Genomic DNA, 19,121 nt, shown 5'->3' on the forward strand with positions numbered 1-19,121 from the left:
ACCGGATCGAACACTGATTGAGACATATGCCCTGGAATTGAGCTATACACCCTAGAAACTAAGTAGCTATGACACGTATCTCATCTCAGGGAAGCTATACGCGGATTTGGCACTCACGAGCCAAAAGCAGCGGATCGGTGCTGGAGACACCGAGTCCGCGAGAAGCTCCCGTATCCACGCTACGGAAGCCATGTCGAACGACGATTCGCGGGGTAATGAAAGCCCCGACCGACGGAACGCATCGACCACCCGAATCACGGACGGCGGCACCCGACCGGTCAAGAGACGCCTCGAGGCGATCGACTACCTGACCCGGCGATTGCTCGCGGACGTCCAGGACGCCACCGGAATCGACCCCAGTCCAGACACGCGCCGAGAGGTCGTCCGCCGACTGCGGGAGATCAGGGCGGAGACGAGCCGGGTCGGACTGCTGTTGATCGGCCCGGAGGCGGCGATCCCGTACCGACCGGCCGGCGAACCGAACCCGGAGTTCGAGTTCGCGATCGTCGACCCCGAGAGTGCACTCGTCCCGAGCGATACTGCACACGTCATCGGCGATCACCGGGAGACCGACGAGACACCAGCCGACACGAACACGACACAGACCACCGACGACACGACACAAATCCCCGACGACGACCACAACCAGACCACCGACGACCACGAACAGACACCCGACGACACCGACTGTGACCAGGCTCGAGGTGATCGCGATGAGTGATTCCCTCGAGTCTCGCCACACGACCCTGCTCGACCGCCTCGAGACGTCCAGGACCGAACTCGAGATCCTCGAGGCCGAACTCGAGCGAACGGACGCCCAGGTCGAGACCCTCGAAACAGCACTCGAGGACGTCGACCGACGACTCGATGCACTCGAGTCGCGCGTCGACGAGCACGATCGTCGACTCGACTCCCAGACACCCCACTGCGAGACCCACTCAAACCGCGAACCGACGACGCACCTCGAGAGCGCCGACGATCGACGTCCTGAATCCGACGATCGTCGTCCCGAAGCCGACGACCGACACCCTGACCGCGAGAGCCACCTCGAGACGCGTCCACGCCACGAGCTCGACGTCGAGCTAGAAGTAGAGCTCGAACATCCGATCACGCCGGGTGACCTCGAACGTGCGTACTGTGAACTGCTCGACGCAGTGGAGGTGGACCGATGACCGACCACCTTACGCTCGAGTGGACGCCGACACACGGCCCGACGCGCAAGGTCGTCTTCGAACCGAGCGACGAACCCAATGAGAACGCGTGGATCCGACGCGAGTTCGAGCGCCGCAATTCGCAGTGGCGACAGGTCGGCACCGAGTTCGTCGCAGACGTCTCCTGCTCGAGTGATCAGACGGACCCCCACTCGAGCGATCAGGAAGCCAGCACCTGCTCGAGCACCCAGACGACCCACTCGAGTGCCCAGCATCCAAACCCACGACCCACCGCCGAGGGAGGTGATCGCGATGCACGATGACCACCCCACCGACCTCGAACTCGGACGACTGGTCGAACGCCTGTGCGAACAGAACCAGCAACTCGTCAACCGCGTGGCCGACCTCGAGAACGAACTCGAGGAAACACAAAATCGCCTCGAACGTCTCGAAGCCGAAAAAGAGACTCTCGAGTCACAACACGAAACGCTCGAGGCCGAACACGAAACCCTCGAAGACGAAAACGCCGCCCTCCGGGAGACGACCGACAGGCTTCGTGACCGCCTCGCAGACTGTGAGGACACGACGAGCCGCCTCGAAGCGGCGACAGACGCCACGCGCAAGCGCACGGGCGCGAACAAAGCACGCATCGAGGAACTCCAGGCACGGGAACTCGAGAAGGGAGCCCACCTCCGGACCGAGAACGTCGACCGCTGTGAGCTCGAGGTGACGACAAACCACCTCGAGAAGATCACGAAAGACGACGGCCGGACGTACTACCGGCTGCCCGAGTCGGCCGATCCACTCGAGCGCGACGGCTCGGTCGCACTCGCCCACGGCGATCTGCTCCCGATCCAGCAACTGGCCCGGATGGACGAAGACATGCTGCGGTCGACGACGAACGCCCTCCCGACGCGACTCGCCGCCAGACTCTGGCGGGCACGGACCGATCCCAGCGTCGGCGACGATCCGTGGCAATCGGGCTGCAAGGGAATCCGCGAGTACGTCAAAGCGAGCGATCTGAAACACTGGATCCGCCGGCAGGAACCCGGCACCAGCGAGGCGTACGCCAAGAAACTCGTCTCGAGGACGATCGACGCCGCCCTCGAACTGTCGAAGAATCGCCTCGCCGTTCGCAAGAAGACCGAGCGCAAGAACGGCCTCGAGTACACCGAGCGTCGGCTGATCCTCCCCGACGACGCTGACGTCCCAGGTGCGGCTATCGACTCGAGTTGCGATTTCCAGCGTTCGAAATCAAGGTCCGGGTGACAGCTGACGTCCTCGGCTGACCGTGGACAGGGGGCGAGAGCCCACCTTGAGAACCCCGACACATCTCAGAGAAGGATCCACGCCACACCACGACCGCGGCAGTCTGCGAGGGCGACTACCTGTGGGTGTCTCTCTCGAGTGGTCCTCGGTGGTCATCGCGACGGACGGAACCCACGGTGTGGGCTGGAGACGACGAATGTCCCCGGATATTCGATCCGAACCATTTTGATATCATAGAACACATCTGTTTTTATGACTGATGACTGGCCTGACAAGCGCCGGGAAATCGCCTATACAGAGGCGCGGGCAGTCATTGACTCGCAGAATAACACAATGACCGATATCGATGATAAGGCGATGCGGACTGTGCGTCTCAATACAGTTTTGCTCGGATTGCTGGTTACCGGGCTTCAGTTTGCACCAGATATGTTCTACACCACTGTCCTTCAGGCGGCGTTCGCGCTCCTTATCCTCTCGACATTGTGCGGCGTCATCACCTACAACGAATCGAACCTCTATGTAGGACCTCGAGGTGAATACATTGAAGTCCTTGCCGAAGATGACTTCTCCGACTCACCGTGGGAAGAAGATCTCCTTCAAACGATGGCAGGTATGATTGCTGAAAACTACGACGATATTCGATGGAACTCTAGATTGTTGACCGCCACACAGGCGACGCTGGTTCTCGGTATCATCGGGGCCGTCACAGCCGTAGCTATTTAGTGCTGAAGAGTGTACGTCCGTACATGAGTGCCGAGAGCCGGGAGAAAGCTGAGGAAAAGGGCCAGAAGAGTGGGAAGGGGACAGAAATCCTCTCCAGGGCCGTTGACAAGGTAATCGGCAGCGACGACAAAGACTAACGGACGGCATGCAGAACTCATCATCGAACTGAAAGCCCCCACAGAGTTCCTCTCGACTGACTATCGTCCTATAGAACGGAAACAGCGTCCGCCGATTATTCTGTATTCGTGGGATTGTCTCCGGACTCATACGACCTGCTGTAACTGTGTCCCGGGGCAACCGCAAGACGGTTCGCGGTTGTCCCGGTCATGACGTACAGCAGTCCGTAGCAATACGAGCAAACGACCCAGCGACAGTCGACTCGAGTACGCTGACCAACACGAGCATGGCGACGGCGATGTCTGGGTGTTCGGAGCAGGTACAGCAGAAATCAATGCATCGTCAACTGCCTCGAGGGCAAGTATTCGAGACGCGAAGCGCCTCGTCACTGAGCGAAGCCTTCGGCTTCGCGAGGTCTGCGAACGCGTTGCGTTCGCCCGATCATGGAAGATTAAAGATTTCCGAACGACCTCGAGGCAGTCGGCCTGCTCCGCCTGTAGAGAGATCAAGAGGAGTGGACCAATGAATTGGAATGTCAGAGGGGGTCGGTCTCGACCAGGCGTATTTAGCTGATCAGTTCACTGTCGTCGTGGCGTACATTCCGCCCCACTTGCTGTTGCCGCACTCAGCAGTGTTTTCGCTGTTATCTGGACTTCTGATCACTATCCGGTATGCCTCGTTGCACAGTATCGGACAGTGTCTGAAATGAGGAAACGAGATATGAGGGTCTGTATCACTATCCTCAGAGCGACGATAGCAATCTATCTGGTATCAAAACAGCAGACGACGTTCTTCGCTTATCAAGATGGTCTCGCTGTTGCGAACCGTGCTGAACGAATGTTCTTGCTCGCGACTGAGATTCACGCTCTAATTGTTGGTCGATCTTCACAGGGACATGAATGTCTCTGTGACGCAATTTGATCTCCTACTCTCTTCAGAAGTGGGAATTCCCCTCGGATCTATTATAGAGGTCAAGGAGAATACCTGCGGCTGAAGCCGCAGGATGAATCCGACAACTCGGAGTCAATCTACGCTGCGTAGTTGGATAGCGTGACCAGGATTCACCGATCAGTGATACCTCTCATCCTGAACTGAGTTCTTTCCCACCGAGGATGGACTGGAGCTGTTCAGGCGGATCTAGTCCTCGCCGTTTCCACGTGGCTAACATGGTCGTGATCGTCTCGTGAATCTGGACCCCTTCGGCTGAGCGGAGGGTCCGGAACATCTTCCGCAGCACAACTTGCTCGCGCAGAGCGCGCTCTGCGCGATTATTCGTCGAATCGACGTCTGGCTCTGTGACGAACGTCAGCCAGTGGCCTAACCCGTTCCTGATCTTCTCGATCAGCTTCTGGACCTCCTGTGCCTCATAGTCTTCCCTGATCAGGCCTTCCAGATGTAACGACGCCTCCGCCCGCTTCTGCTCGCGGGCGGAGGCGGATGGATCCTCCTTGTCGAACGCCGTTAAATCGTCATGGAGAGCGTGTAACTCCGCAGATAACTTCTCTGCTTCCTCGTACCGTTCAGCAACGTACTCCGCCTCCCGCAACAGATGTGCCCAGCACCGCTGGAGCTTCGTGTGATAGCTCGGATACGCTGACCAACCGTCACAGCTGAGCGTCGAGTCCTCGGCGAATTCCTCGCCGAGGACGTCCTCTAACACCTGGCTTCCACGATCTCATCAACCCAGAACAGCACCTCTTCGTCAGTAACGAACGTCCACGCCCAGTGTTGCTCTCCGTCAACAGGAAATCCCGTTTCATCGCAGTAGACGACGTCACTTTCCTGAATACGGGCTTTGACATCGTCATACGCGGGTCGCAGCCGGTCTGCGACCCGCTTGGTCAGGTTGTAGATCGTCCGATGAGAGATGGGAATATCGAGTTCCCAATCAAACAGCTCCGCCTGTTTACGGTTCGGAAGTCGCTGATGGAACCTACCGAGGGCGGTTTGGGCCATGATATTCGGCCCAAACCGCCCGGTTTCCGGGCAGTCAGGATGTTCAGCAACGACCTCGTTTCCACAGGAACAGCGGTGTTTGCCGAGTTTGTACTCGATGACAGTGGTTGGAATGGGAAGAGGAATGTCGATAACAGTTCGTGAGACGTAGCTGTCCGGGTTAGAGAGGCTTTGCTCACAATCTGGACAATATCCCTGATCGACTCGAATAGTCTCCTCTGGTTCAGGTGGCGGTCGAGTTGTTCCTTCGTGACCTTCGCTACGTCCTGGGGATGAGTCGCTGGCGGCGGCGTCAGCGTCGCCGCCAGCGTCGTCTTCCTGGTTTTCGTCCTTTTCCTCGTCGCTGTCGTCGTTGCCAGGTGATCCAGCCGCACCACCCTGCTTACTGGGTGGTGTGTTTGGGTTTTCGTACCTCTTGAGGCGAGTCTCAAGTTGTTCGATCTGTTGTTGCTGTGCAGCGAGTTGGCGACGGAGAAGACGGTTCTCAAGCTTCTGGACTACGAGTTGCTGGCGGAGATGCGTACTGTTCTCGGTGCGGATCGCGGAATCTATCGATTCCGGCGATCCGCCAATCCCCAGCGACACACTTGGTTCACCATTGAGAGACCATTCATGAGACTGCTACGAAATCGGTCTGACGGCAAATCGCTATCCAACTACTACGCTGCAATAGCCACTCTGAGATTTGGCAATCCGTAGCTTAAAGTGACAGACAATCCTACGTATAGGTAGGAATCAGGCTGGGAACGGAGCGATTCCCGTCAGTCCTACGATGGCGGCCTGTCCGCCCCAAGCAATGAGACAGTAATCGGAACCAGTTAGGTGAACGGTCGGTTCCTATACTGAACCGATGCAGTGCCCGACTGCTTGAAAGCACCACAGAAAGTAACTCCAAGTCCGCCGAAGTCTGCCGGACTCCCCGAGGCAAAAACAACTCCGGGAGTCCGAACACGACTGAGGATAGGAGTACCGGGGGCTTGGCACTCCCAGCAGTCCTACTTGCCACAGTCCGTGAACCCCACACGGATTCTCACCGCGTCGGGGTTCGGTGGGACTGCAAACCTGAAATCTCCAACGCTCAGGATTCCTCTGCGTTTACGCGGAGGAGGATGTCAATAAAAGTGTGGCTATAAGGTCACTGCAGACGACAACGCGGCAGAGAACATCGACTTTCGGCTACTTCGTGCGGGACAGAAGTGCTGTCTGTTCCCTCGTCAACGGGAGTGAGACGTTTCGTGGTACCGCCGCCGATTCTCGAAACGCCATATATCGGTCCTGTCAAAATAAATCCGCTAAGGCTACGAAATGCCAATAATGATGGGGTTTGCACTCGAATCCGGGTAATTTCTGTGATCCTCCATCCCTGACTGTCTTTGAACCAGATGATGCACTATAGTGGTCCAGATCTGACTCGAGAAAGTCCTGTAACTTAAGAGTAGAACGATCAGAGTCTGTCAATTGGTTGGACTCAGAAACGGGAGTGTGAACGTTTGGAGAATCAAGTTTCTTATACTGTCAGCCAAAAATATTTCAAAGAAAAGCACGTTACTCCGATATGACCTCTCTCGACAACGTCTCTACCGAAGACCTCCGCCAGGTCTTGGCGGAGGTCGAGGGAAAAAAGCCATCACAACGGCTCATGGCGGCGATCAATTACCTTGAAGAAGACGGTGCAACGCTACAAGAGGTCGCTGAACGCTATGGATACACTGCTGGCTGGCTCTCGCGGTGGCTTGATCGACTCGAACGGCTCGCCGACGAGCCGTTCGAGGAGGTCGTCTACGACGAGCACCGTTCAGGAAGGCCCTCAAAACTCTCCGACAAAGAACATGAACAGTTCGTTGAAGCGCTTCACAAGTCTCCAGAGGAAGTTGGACTTGACGCGCCTGCGTGGTCCGTTCCACTAGCTCGTCACTATCTCGCCGAGGAATTCGACGTTGAGTACAGTGAGCGTCACGTTCGACGATTGATGACCGAGGCCGGGCTGTCCTGGAAGACAGCCCGGCCGGAGTTTCACAAATCCGATGAGAGAGCACAGGAAGCATGGCAAGACGGGTTCAAAAAAAGCGCGACAACCTGGACGACGAATACACGATCTTAGCCATTGATCAGACGCGACAGGTTCTCTCGACACTGATTCACGCATGGTTTCCCAAGGGTGAGCGCCCGTCACTCCCGGTGACGGGCGCGTGGGACAGCATCAAACTTCTCGGTGCAGTCAGCGATACTGATGAGACGTTCTTTCTCCCCTGCGAAGAGAACTTCAACAGCGACACGACGATTCGTTTTCTGGACGCTCTCCAGACCGAGTTCGGCGAGAAAATCTGCGTTGTCCTCGACAACGCCTCGTATTTCACGGCGAACAGAGTCCAAGAGTTCGTTGAAGGTACTCCGATCGAACTGTGTTACCTTCCGCGGGGTTCACCAGAGCTGAACCCCGCGGAAGAGTGCTGGCGACAACTCGATCAATCACTCGGCAACCGCCTATTCGAAACGCTTGACGAACTTCGTGATGCTGCTCTCTGTGCACTGGACGAGATCAACGTGCCAGATGTCTTTACGTACTTATGTCCGTGAGTATTAATGGAACTTCTATGCGTTACGACCAGTTCTTTTTGATCATTGAACTGATCCACTTTCACACCATCGAATCGATACCATTCATCTTTCACCAGTGTAGGTGGGTTGTTACTCTTCCAGGATACAAATGGAGCAGATTCTCCGTATTGATCGATTAGATACCCTTCTTGATGTTTCTTTTCGTGAATGTCATCAAACAGGTGATTAACTTTCGCAGTGATCGCCATTTCCGAACCGACATCGTCGAGCGGTTCGATAGAGTTCGACTGATTGACCACCTTAGTGAAGTCCTCGATCTCATCGAGGAACCGAGACTCCTGACCATTCCGAGTCAAAATATCGAGCGTATGCTCTGATCGGGTGATTGCGACGTAGAACGCTCGGCGTTCCTCAGCGACCGTATTTCCGTCGACTCTCTTGACTGGTTCCAAGAGTTCGTTCTTACGACCTGCTGGCGGGAACCCAAACGGCCCTTCGGAAGCGTGTACCAGAATAACGTGTTCTGCTTCACGGCCTTTCGACTGATAGACCGAGTAGACGGACACACCTGTGTCCACGCCACCGTTTTTACCGTGGTAAGAATCAGATTTTCCACTATATGGAATACCAGACTTCCGAAGTAGAGATTTAATCTCATCCAAATATGGTACTGCTCCGTCGAATCGACAAAGTATCATGATATCGTCTGGTTCAGCACCTTGCTGAAGATACTCCTGAACGAGGGTAGTAGCGTATCGGCTGACGCGGTGTACGTAATCGTAGAACGTGTATCCCTGTAATGCGTGTACAAAAGGCGTCGTATCGTGACTTACCGTCGGATTCACTTTCTTCTCGATCTGCTCGTCATTGGTGTCAATCAGTGCGTTTCCGGCTTCGATTATTTGCGGCGGGGATCGAAAGTTCTCAGTGAGTGTCGTTCGGGTAGGAGTACCGAAGTGGTCGTCGAAGTTGAGAAAGTATTCCACGACTGCTCCCTGGAATGAATAAATACTCTGCCAATCGTCACCGACAGCGAACAGATGTGCCGATGCTGGACCAACGAACTCTCGGATCAGCTCAAGTTTTCCTTTTCCGATATCCTGGAATTCGTCGACGAGGACATGATCGTATCGGGATCGGTACTGATCGCGATTGGCCTGTATCAGTTCCAGCGAACGAGTGATCATGTCACTAAAATCGATCAGATTGTTCTCGACGAGGAAACGCTGATATCGTTGAAGAAGAATAATACCACAGTGACCAAAGTGGTATTGGCGAGGGTTGTCCGGATCTAGCTGCTTCTCAATATCGTCTGGCTTAACGTCGAATCGCTTAGCGCTTTGAATGAAGTCCGCGAATTTGCGCTTTATCCACCCCACACGTTGGTTATAATCGAAGGCAGATTCGACTAGGTCTTCAAATTGCATTCGATCGAGTTCGACACCATGATGTTCTAACCGAGCTCGGAGCGAGCGATCGAGACACCCCGCTTCGTGTTCGAATTCGTATGTCTCGATGAGCGTAGATTCAGCAGTTGCGAATTGTTCGCGTGCCCATCGAATCTTTTCGTGGTACTCCTTCGTAGGCCACGAAAACCACGGAGCAATCTCGCCCGCTAGATCGATTCCTAAGTGTTCGATGTAAATGTCGTATTCGGGAAGATAGAAATCTGGTTCGTAGGAACGTTTCTCCTCGCTCGTTTCGGCCCACGTCGCTATGTCCTCGTATCGATAGTCAACCTGATGGGTAAACAGGAAGTCAGCAATTCGCTTTTCGGCCCGAGACCTGACTTCTTCGCCCTGAAGCGTCTGATATCGCTGTTCTACTCGAGCCTGAACGTAGTCCTCTTTTTTTTCGAAATCGGCCTCATCAAAGTAGACATCATCAAAATGGACTAAAAATTGATAGTAATGTGAAAGGAATCGTTCGTCATCTTCGGAGCGAGCCGTTCGAATGAATCTATCTACGAGGTTACGTATTTGATTCCCACCGATCGGATTAATATCTCTACCAAGTTTTGATTGAATAATACTATTCCCGAACGCGTGAACGGTTTCGATTTGAACGTCAGTAATTCCAAAGTGGTCTGACAACCGCTCCTCCATTTCGTCGCGCGCTTCCTTGGTGAACGCAATGACGAGAATATCGCTGGGGTCGATTTCTTGGCTTTCTATTAAATAAGCGACCCGCGTCGTGAGTGTCAAGGTCTTACCGGTGCCAGCAGCAGCGATCACCTGATTATAGATGCCATTTCGGATAACGGCTCGCTGTTGTTCAGGAGTTAAACTCAGATCGTTCGACCCGATATCAGAGAACAGATCTTCGTATCGATCGCGCTCACGACTGATGAACGAGTCATTATATCCATCGAGACAGTCGTCGACTTCAGAAACAGCCTCAACGAGCTCAGCAAATCGCTCTTGATCAGGAGAACTCAATTGATCGAGATCGACTTCACGGCGTACCGTCTGAAGATTAGAGGTGATCGTTTCGATTATCTGATTGATACGTGAGCGAGAAGGTTGAGTGAGATACTCCTCGTAGTTTAGGTATGAAGAAGCAGTGTGTTGTAACGACGAAACTTTCGATTCGACCGAGTCAATTCGAGCATCAAACGCAACTTTCGAATCGATATACGCCTCGATATCGTCAGTACGGGATCGCAATGAGTCGAGTGTACTAATTCGAGATTCAGTGAGATGATCCTGGAAGGGATACTTCTTCAGCTCGGCTATTTTACTACGAATCTCGGCTATCTGATCCCGGAGTTTGGATTCTCGATCTATCGGCTGTCCCTGAGCTTTGGCAGGTGTGAGAGCGTGTTGTAGGTCCAGTAATTCATCCTTGAGTTCCTCCACTCGTTCCGTGAACAGACGATCTACATATTCGTGTTGATAACCCTGCAAATGGCTGGAAAAATCTTGGATGCGCTGTCTGATTCTCTTCAATTCATTTACTTGATCATCGGTGAGAATACTGAGATCCACTTCTTGTTCTGCTGATGCTAGTTCATCTTGAAGCTGGTTAAGAGACCTGTCAAGGCCATTCTCGAGTTCATATCTTTCATAGGAAAGGTAGGGCTCCATTCGCGCTTCGAGCGTCTCCAGTCTCGCTTCCAAACAGTCGATCTGCTGATCGAACTGCGCTACTCGTATCTCTTTCCGTCTAATATTGAGTTTTCGAAGATACGCTTTTAGCGTCTGTTGAGCGAGCTCAAGTTGGTCCTGTTCATCTGCACGAAGGAATACTCGATTATCCCCACTCAGTAAAGATTCAATATCGGTACAGAGTTTTTCAATTCGATCAATTTTCGTTTCGAGTACACGTAGATGTCTTTGGACATTTTTTTGGGTTGTGTCCGAGACCTCGAACGAGGAACTATCGAGCGAGATATTCTCAAAGTCCATAATGAGTTCCCTGTCCGAAGATTGATCTGTTGGCCCCCCTTCTAGAGCTACTGAGAGGTTCTCACAAATTGAACGGTGCTTATAGATAAGGCTTTGATATGCTTGAAACGCCTGCTCTCGACGAGAAACAACTAAATCTAAGTCAAGTGGTTGTGAACCAAAGAACAACCGGTACAGCGTTTCAGGAAGGACTTTCGAGAATAATCCAGTCGGCTTGCTTTTGATTTGATCTTCAAGAGCATCATATGTCTCGCAATCGAATTCAATGTCGGTAGACATCAACCAGTGGAGGTTACAGTTGACTGGTAATCTTTGTTCTGGGTCACTGTCTAGTTCTACCCCTTGATCAGCGTCTTTCCGTCGATAGATTGATGTATTTCTTGACGGTCACGTTTCGTCCATAAGTACACCAAACGGCGGCTCGTCCTCCCGGCGGACGTCGCCGTTCCAGGAGAGACTATCGGCTCGAGTTGCGATCGTGAACGTCGGAATTTCAGGTCCTGATCCAGATGACACCCGTCTTCGGCTGGGACAGGGGGCGAGAGCCCTCCTCGAGAGCACCCCACGTCTCAGAGGACGACCGATTCACACCACGATCGCGGCTTCGAGGATGGCTACTCGTGGGTGGCTCCCCCGAGTGGTCCTCAGTGGTTGTCGCTACAGACGGTGGTCGCAAGTGAGTTTGGAGACGACAGGTATCTGGAATCGCCAGCGGCGCAAACTCACGCTATAGATGACATTGAGACAATTTCACCGAGTGAGACTGCGGGCGCTTCGGTGTCTTGCGACGAGTGATGCGGACCCGGCAGTTCCGGACCTATCAACGAACGTACTCGAGAGCCCCGTCGTAGCGAGGGCGTCGCGACGACCGAAGAACGGTGATGGTCCGGCACGTCTGTCTTTTCGTCACGAGTTCCCTGTCGCGCTCGTGAGCCTGCTCATGTCCATCGGTCCGATGGGCCAGATGGAATCCCCATCCTGCACTGTTGATTGGGGCTGCTCCCGGTTCCCGCTACGTTTCGAGCCCGTGGCCGTCTTCGACGAGTTCCCGCAGTCGCTGGACGAACCGCGCAGCGGATGCCCCGTCGACGACGTCGTGATCGAACGTCACCGTGATGTCGAGCAACTCACGAGTCGTGATCTCCCCGTCGACGACCCTCGGTTTCTCGCTGATGCCACCCACGGTCAACTGCAACGTGTAGTTCGTCGGGCTGACGGCCCATCCACCCCCTTCACCAAACATCCCTACGGAGGTCACGGTGACAGTCCCCGCCATGTCCTTCCAGCGCTCGGGAAACCACTGCGGGAGCCGCCAGACGAGTCGTCGAACGAACCCGGGGAGCCGAAATGCCAACTCGGCCAACGGTGAGAGATCCGCCGGGTCACGGGATTGCTGTGCCGACCGGATCTCGTCGTGAATCGAGCGGACAGACCGCTCGTTGGCTTTTCTCACCACATGTGGAACGCCCATTCGATCGCCCCGGACCGTCGTCTCGACGAGGACGTTCACGTCGACGTCCTCGAACACGTGTACGCGACCACGCCAATCTCGATACGCGTTGACGTGGGGATGGTCGTCGATGGCCCGTGCGAGACAGCACACGAGAAACGCTGTAAACGACTGGGATTCTCCCGTCTCCGCTTCGATGGCCTCGATACGTCGTCGCGCCTCGGTCACGTCGACTTCGACGAGCCCGTGGACGTTGCTCCGCCGACCCGCCGTTTGCATATAGTCGACCGTTCCCCGGCGACGGGCGGGGAACGGTTCGGTCCGGTCACCTCGGTCGCTCATACTACTCGTTCGTTGAGAAGAACCATACCTCTTGACGCTCTCGAACTGTCGAAAAACCGCCTCGCCGTTCGCAAGAAGACCGAACGAAAGAACGGCCTTGAGTACATTGAACCCGACCCGTCCTCGCCGACGACGCTGATGTCCCGGGCGAACCAGAAGCGACCACCGACCACATCCCGGAGACAGCTGACGTCTTCGGCGACCCGTAGACAGGATCCAGCGATCCCCCCTATCGAAACCTCGAGAGAGGCCACCCCTCTCTGGACACAGACGAAATCCTCCCGCAACGCGGTTGCATGCTCGGTTCGGTAGCCGCCGGTGTCTTCCTCGAGCAGTCCGCGGCAGTCCACACACCGAGACGCCCTCGAGTCTGCCACCATCGACGACAGGTGTCCACAGCACCCTGCATACTCGAGACGACAGATGACCGCGGGCGACCTCGAGACGGCAACCTTCGCCTGTGAACACTATCCATATACCTCGTTGCACAAGATTAGATAGTGTCTGAGATGGCGAAATGAGATATGAGAGTCTGCATTCCATCCCCCAAGCGGCGATAGTCGACCAACCGAGGTCGAACATGGCCTTGACTATCAGAATGAAGATTGGTGCCGCTAAACCTTTGGTGCTGTCTCAAAGCGGTCCAGAGTTTCGAGCTGTGGGTAAGTAGACAGTTCAGCAGTACCGATCTCTAAACGCCCTCTAAATTACGTGCACTCGGTGCACGCCATTCTAACAGTCTCGAGGGCTGGCGGGTTGAGTTTCAATCCCGTTCTCGGTACTTCCCGAAAGTCGCTTCGTGAACTGTGCTGAGTCATTGACGAACAGAGCGAATGCCGGTGTGGTAACCGAGTGAACAGGAAATAGAATCCACGGATGAGGAGAAGTGAAGTAAGAAGGCTGAGATACGCTGTTCTAGGCGAATGCTGTTGCTCACCAAGAGCTTGCCCAAGGCCGCGGGCTGGCGTCAGCCCGTGGCCGGCGCGTATGCTTCTGGCACACCTGTTCCGTTCATCTCGATCTCCCAACTCCGCTCTAGCTCTTCCTCTAATGCATGTCTGATCCAGTCAGAGAAGGTCTTGAACGTGAATTCCTCGGGCAGGTCGCGCCCGCCCCGACGCGGGCGGGCGACGACCGCCCACCGAAGCACGAGCCAGAGGTTCTCCAGCAAGAACCCGACCAAGACGAATGCAAAGCGGACGACTGGATCTTGTGTCGTCGTTACCACTCGTGCTTGGCGAAACACCGGTAGCTTGTTTCAATCGCTGACCGTTTCCGGTACAGCTGTTCGACCTGCTTGGGCGTGCGATCAGCCAGATCGCACGCCACATACCCTCGCACAACCTCCCCGCTTTTCCCTCGATCTCCAGCGTGATAGGACACAGCGACCGCGAGCGGGAATTCTAGTTCCCGCTCGCGGTCTTTGTACATCCGATAGGTTGTCATGTACGAACGGTGCGTGTCCAACTTTTCCTTCATGCGTTCTCCCTTCTTTTGGACGGGAACGACAGTCGCAGCAATCTCCTGAGAACGACGCAGAATACGTTCGTTGTAGAAGCCACGATCAGCCAACAGAAGCTCTATGTCGAAGGGATAGGCTTCGACGCGGTCGAGGACGCGCTCGACCGCGTCGGCCTCTTTCTCATCGCTACGGACGTACGTCATCGCCAACGTCACTGGCTTTCCGTTCGAGACGAGATACGCCGTGCAGTACCGGTGGCACGTCGTTGTTCCGTCTTTCGCGTGCATGCGGCAGAGTTCACCTTCTTCATCGGCGTACGTTCCGTGGTAGGGATTATCGACGAAGTCAATGGAGACGATCCTCGACCGATTAGGGTCGAGGATCGTCATCGCTACCTCCCTGAGAAGGCGGTTAGCAACCTGCTCAAGCCACTCTCGGTTGAGCGTATGGAGCCAGTCCATGACAGTATCGTCACAGACAGCGTTGTCATTGTCCTTGCACGTCTCCCAGATGGAGGTCTGATTGACTGCTGCAAGAATGACGACCGCCCAGATATCGCCGGGATCGAGGGGCGAGCCCTCGATCCCTGGCAAAGGGAGCTGGCAAATGACGTCTTCCGCTAGATCTTTCACGTCTGAGTCTGAAAGAACACCGTCTGGTTGAGGGACGCTGAACACATTCACTCAGCCAGACATCTTCCTCATGAGACCAACGCTTTAGCTTCAGCTCTCACACCAGTTGGGAAGTACCGGTTCTGGGTTTTCGGTGTCCTGCGACTAGTCCCTGATGTATCGACGAACACCGCACGATCAGTTTCAATCCCGTTCTGGGTTTTCGGTGTCCTGTGACACTCGCAGTATCAGGAACTCGTGGACTACCTCGTGTTTCAATCCCGTTCTGGGTTTTCGGTGTCCTGTGACCCGTTGCGCTCGGCGTACCGTTGCGATCGGAGTCGGTGTTTCAATCCCGTTCTGGGTTTTCGGTGTCCTGTGACAATGCACCACCGACAGCACTTGTTTTGATGCCACTGAAGTTTCAATCCCGTTCTGGGTTTTCGGTGTCCTGTGACAGCGAGACCAGGACCGCGAGTGCCGCGGCCGCGATGTTTCAATCCCGTTCTGGGTTTTCGGTGTCCTGTGACAATGCACCACCGACAGCACTTGTTTTGATGCCACTGAAGTTTCAATCCCGTTCTGGGTTTTCGGTGTCCTGTGACAGCGAGACCAGGACCGCGAGTGCCGCGGCCGCGATGTTTCAATCCCGTTCTGGGTTTTCGGTGTCCTGTGACACGGCCGTCGATCATCGTGTGATCAACTCGCCACTCGTGTTTCAATCCCGTTCTGGGTTTTCGGTGTCCTGTGACTCTCCGTTTCCTCACGGACGTACCGATTCGTGACGGTTTCAATCCCGTTCTGGGTTTTCGGTGTCCTGTGACCGTGTTCGTCAGACTGTTCGAAGACGATCCCACTCCGTTTCAATCCCGTTCTGGGTTTTCGGTGTCCTGTGACAACCCGACACACGACCCGAGGACGAGTGCAAGCAAGGTTTCAATCCCGTTCTGGGTTTTCGGTGTCCTGTGACAATCCGACACACGACCCGAGGACGAGTGCAAGCAAGGTTTCAATCCCGTTCTGGGTTTTCGGTGTCCTGTGACAGCCAGGGCCGGCACTCTGGAGAATCCCTCCAAAGAGTTTCAATCCCGTTCTGGGTTTTCGGTGTCCTGTGACAACGCGAGTTCGTCGATCCCACGCTCGAACAGCGGTTGTTTCAATCCCGTTCTGGGTTTTCGGTGTCCTGTGACGGCCGAGACTGGCGACGACGGCTGGAAGTTCGTGAGTTTCAATCCCGTTCTGGGTTTTCGGTGTCCTGTGACCATCATAGTAGTCGGCCAGTTTCGCGATGCCACGCATGTTTCAATCCCGTTCTGGGTTTTCGGTGTCCTGTGACCCGGCCGCGAGCGGATTTCCTCGGCGATATCTTTCAGGTTTCAATCCCGTTCTGGGTTTTCGGTGTCCTGTGACGATCGCGTTGTCGACGACACTCGTCACGCTGGGCTGTTTCAATCCCGTTCTGGGTTTTCGGTGTCCTGTGACGCTCGAGTGTTTCGAGGACCGCGCTGTGTTTCGTCGGTTTCAATCCCGTTCTGGGTTTTCGGTGTCCTGTGACGCTCGAGTGTTTCGAGGACCGCGCTGTGTTTCGTCGGTTTCAATCCCGTTCTGGGTTTTCGGTGTCCTGTGACCAGTTTCTTCCCCTCGAGATTTACGTCACCCCACCGAGTTTCAATCCCGTTCTGGGTTTTCGGTGTCCTGTGACCCTGTCGGGCCTCCTCGTTGGGGTCGTGGTTGATCAAGTTTCAATCCCGTTCTGGGTTTTCGGTGTCCTGTGACATGCTCATGGCAGATGGACACGACCCGCGCGACGTGTTTCAATCCCGTTCTGGGTTTTCGGTGTCCTGTGACCTACACGAATCCGTCGCCACACCACCACGCCAACCGGGTTTCAATCCCGTTCTGGGTTTTCGGTGTCCTGTGACAGCCATGGGCCGGTCCCCATCGATTCTTTCCACTTAGTTTCAATCCCGTTCTGGGTTTTCGGTGTCCTGTGACCGGTGGCACCGACCGATGAGCACCAACACCCACCGTTTCAATCCCGTTCTGGGTTTTCGGTGTCCTGTGACGTGACCGCGCGGAAATCGGCCCCGGCCTGTCTTGCGAGTTTCAATCCCGTTCTGGGTTTTCGGTGTCCTGTGACTCGGCGACCTCCAGACGCTCCGTGATGCCCAGGATGAGTTTCAATCCCGTTCTGGGTTTTCGGTGTCCTGTGACGGCACAAGCCCGCGGCACCCTGGCGGCGTACTCTGCATGTTTCAATCCCGTTCTGGGTTTTCGGTGTCCTGTGACCATCGCCACGGAGCGGTCGGCCCATAGGACGTAGTGTTTCAATCCCGTTCTGGGTTTTCGGTGTCCTGTGACACCTCGTAGAAGTCGACAGTAACATCGTCGCCCTGGTTTCAATCCCGTTCTGGGTTTTCGGTGTCCTGTGACAGCGGCTCCGGCACCAGGATCGACCGCCCCCATCGGTTTCAATCCCGTTCTGGGTTTTCGGTGTCCTGTGACCTCTTGTGCGTCTTGTTCTGAAATCAGTTCGACTACCTGTTTCAATCCCGTTCTGGGTTTTCGGTGTCCTGTGACACACCGACGGGAAAGGGAGTACGACCGCTGGCCTCACGTTTCAATCCCGTTCTGGGTTTTCGGTGTCCTGTGACCCGAACCAGTGACCGCCGCGGTCGAGATCGACGGCGAGTTTCAATCCCGTTCTGGGTTTTCGGTGTCCTGTGACACTCAGACCCATCCGAAGCATCATACGCCGCAATAAGTTTCAATCCCGTTCTGGGTTTTCGGTGTCCTGTGACCTGTCGGTTCCTCGAGATCGAGAGACGGGTTTTCTTCGTTTCAATCCCGTTCTGGGTTTTCGGTGTCCTGTGACCGCACGTATCCTCCGGAAAGGAACGGCAGGAAGATGCGTTTCAATCCCGTTCTGGGTTTTCGGTGTCCTGTGACACTTCGACGTCCGCGGCATCGAGTCCTGACGTTGCGTTTCAATCCCGTTCTGGGTTTTCGGTGTCCTGTGACATCGTCGTCGCCACCGCCGTTCAGATACTCGAGGATGTTTCAATCCCGTTCTGGGTTTTCGGTGTCCTGTGACATGACAACATGAGCGATTACATCCGATCGTCTCTGTTTCAATCCCGTTCTGGGTTTTCGGTGTCCTGTGACAGCCTGTCCAGCCGAGTTCGTCCCGACGATGTTCCAGTTTCAATCCCGTTCTGGGTTTTCGGTGTCCTGTGACAGGGGGTCGAGATACGTCTATCGAAGCTAAAAACGTTGCTCCTCGAGCGAAAATCAGTTCGTCGTTCGTGGACTGGGGCTATCCACGGCGTTTAAGAGAGTCGATGAAGATTAGCAGTTGCCATCAATACGCAGGTACAACTCGCCGGCGAACGTCAGCTCGACGACCTTCGTCCGCCCGTGTTTTTCGGTCTGAACGAGTCCCTCCTCCTCAAGGAGATTCACGTGACGCGTGATCGAACTCTTCGACCGGTCCAGTTCCTCCGTGAGCGTCGGGGTCGAGACGCGATCAACGTGATCCGCAACCGCTTCGAGCGTCGAAACGACGTTCTCTGGGACTGAAGCCGTTATCATAGGTGACTCGAGTTCGCGAACTGCGCCGTCGATATCGCTAAACGTCACCATCGTGGCGATCGCCTCGCTATGAACCAGCGCGGCCGTTGTCAGCGGGACAAGAATATCACGGGCTCCTCCTCCAAGGTTGACGATGACGTCCCCGTCAGCACCGATGATAATCTCACTGCATTCGAGGACGGCTGCCGCGTAGTCGTCGTAAGTGATCCACTCGACCGTGAGCGTCACATCAGGCTCGATCTCGTTTAGGAGTCGCTCGACATCTCCAATCGCTTCCGTCGCGCGCTGCCCGTCGGATTCCTCATGTGGACGGAGAAGTCGGATTTCATCTCCCGAATCGAGCCCTCGACTGAGAACGGGTCGAACGACGCTGGTGGAGTTATAGCCGATCGGGGAGACGTACGTACGCATATTCTCCCCCATCAATTACGATCAGGAAAAATCCATCGTTGCACGTAGGTGAAATCGACAGGCGACAATTGC

The 19,121-nt window shown here is 55.0% G+C and carries 11 protein-coding genes, 2 pseudogenes and 1 CRISPR repeat array; of the genes and pseudogenes, 8 read left to right on the plus strand and 5 right to left on the minus strand.

Annotated elements, in window-relative coordinates:
• Positions 1-190 precede the first annotated feature (190 nt).
• From MU558_RS22040 to MU558_RS23570, 6 genes are all read left to right on the plus strand, one after another.
• Positions 191-721 (plus strand): hypothetical protein, encoded by a 531-nt coding sequence (locus MU558_RS22040; protein WP_246975576.1) that lies wholly within the window; start codon positions 191-193, stop codon positions 719-721.
• The gene (locus MU558_RS22045; protein ID WP_246975577.1) at positions 714-1,172 is read left to right on the plus strand and encodes a hypothetical protein; all 459 of its coding nucleotides are present in this window, start codon (positions 714-716) and stop codon (positions 1,170-1,172) included. The genes MU558_RS22040 and MU558_RS22045 overlap by 8 nt, the downstream gene beginning before the upstream one ends.
• Entirely contained in the window at positions 1,169-1,474 is a 306-nt protein-coding gene (locus tag MU558_RS22050) for a hypothetical protein (protein WP_246975578.1), read from the plus strand. Before MU558_RS22045 ends, MU558_RS22050 begins: the two co-directional genes overlap by 4 nt.
• Positions 1,464-2,420, plus strand: a complete 957-nt coding sequence (locus tag MU558_RS22055; protein ID WP_246975579.1) for a DUF8008 family protein — start codon at positions 1,464-1,466, stop codon at positions 2,418-2,420. The genes MU558_RS22050 and MU558_RS22055 overlap by 11 nt, the downstream gene beginning before the upstream one ends.
• A gap of 252 nt (positions 2,421-2,672) precedes the next feature.
• Positions 2,673-3,143 (plus strand): hypothetical protein, encoded by a 471-nt coding sequence (locus MU558_RS22060; protein ID WP_246975580.1) that lies wholly within the window; start codon positions 2,673-2,675, stop codon positions 3,141-3,143.
• Between the two features lie 837 nt (positions 3,144-3,980).
• Complete coding sequence (locus tag MU558_RS23570; RefSeq protein WP_486642005.1) at positions 3,981-4,181, plus strand: DUF8154 family protein; 201 nt, start codon at positions 3,981-3,983, stop codon at positions 4,179-4,181.
• Positions 4,182-4,341: 160 nt separating this feature from the next.
• On the opposite strand, the pseudogene tnpC reads toward MU558_RS23570, so the two are convergent.
• Positions 4,342-5,801, minus strand: a pseudogene (gene tnpC, locus MU558_RS22065) (IS66 family transposase).
• A 970-nt stretch (positions 5,802-6,771) separates the two neighbouring features.
• On the opposite strand from tnpC, the gene MU558_RS22070 reads away from it, so the two are divergent.
• Positions 6,772-7,793 (plus strand): IS630 family transposase gene (locus MU558_RS22070; protein ID WP_425607624.1). Its coding sequence is split into 2 segments (ribosomal slippage): positions 6,772-7,276 and positions 7,276-7,793, totalling 1,023 coding nucleotides; the frame shifts between segments, so codons are not numbered across the junction.
• Here MU558_RS22070 and MU558_RS22075 read toward each other — a convergent pair.
• Positions 7,682-11,461: a UvrD-helicase domain-containing protein gene (locus tag MU558_RS22075; protein ID WP_246975582.1), complete on the minus strand. Its 3,780-nt coding sequence runs from the start codon at positions 11,459-11,461 to the stop codon at positions 7,682-7,684. The two genes, MU558_RS22070 and MU558_RS22075, sit on opposite strands and share 112 nt — an antisense overlap.
• Positions 11,462-12,194: 733 nt before the next feature.
• On the minus strand, positions 12,195-12,974 hold the full coding sequence (locus MU558_RS22080; RefSeq protein WP_246975584.1) for a 2-oxo acid dehydrogenase subunit E2: 780 nt from the start codon (positions 12,972-12,974) through the stop codon (positions 12,195-12,197).
• On the opposite strand from MU558_RS22080, the gene MU558_RS23575 reads away from it, so the two are divergent.
• Positions 12,879-13,286 carry a DUF8008 family protein gene (locus MU558_RS23575; protein WP_486642006.1) on the plus strand — a complete coding sequence of 136 codons (408 nt, stop codon included), beginning with the start codon at positions 12,879-12,881 and terminating at the stop codon, positions 13,284-13,286. The two genes, MU558_RS22080 and MU558_RS23575, sit on opposite strands and share 96 nt — an antisense overlap.
• 655 nt (positions 13,287-13,941) lie before the next feature.
• On the opposite strand, the pseudogene MU558_RS22090 reads toward MU558_RS23575, so the two are convergent.
• Together MU558_RS22090 and csa3 are read right to left on the minus strand one after the other, a co-directional pair.
• Positions 13,942-15,113: pseudogene (locus MU558_RS22090) on the minus strand (ISH3 family transposase).
• A gap of 135 nt (positions 15,114-15,248) precedes the next feature.
• A CRISPR array of direct repeats spans positions 15,249-18,285; the repeat unit is 37 nt; unit sequence GTTTCAATCCCGTTCTGGGTTTTCGGTGTCCTGTGAC.
• 110 nt (positions 18,286-18,395) lie between these two features.
• Complete coding sequence (gene csa3, locus MU558_RS22095; RefSeq protein ID WP_322987058.1) at positions 18,396-19,061, minus strand: CRISPR-associated CARF protein Csa3; 666 nt, start codon at positions 19,059-19,061, stop codon at positions 18,396-18,398.
• Between the last annotated feature and the right edge of the window lie 60 nt (positions 19,062-19,121).

It is taken from the genome of Natribaculum luteum (assembly GCF_023008545.1).
Taxonomy (GTDB): domain Archaea; phylum Halobacteriota; class Halobacteria; order Halobacteriales; family Natrialbaceae; genus Natribaculum; species Natribaculum luteum.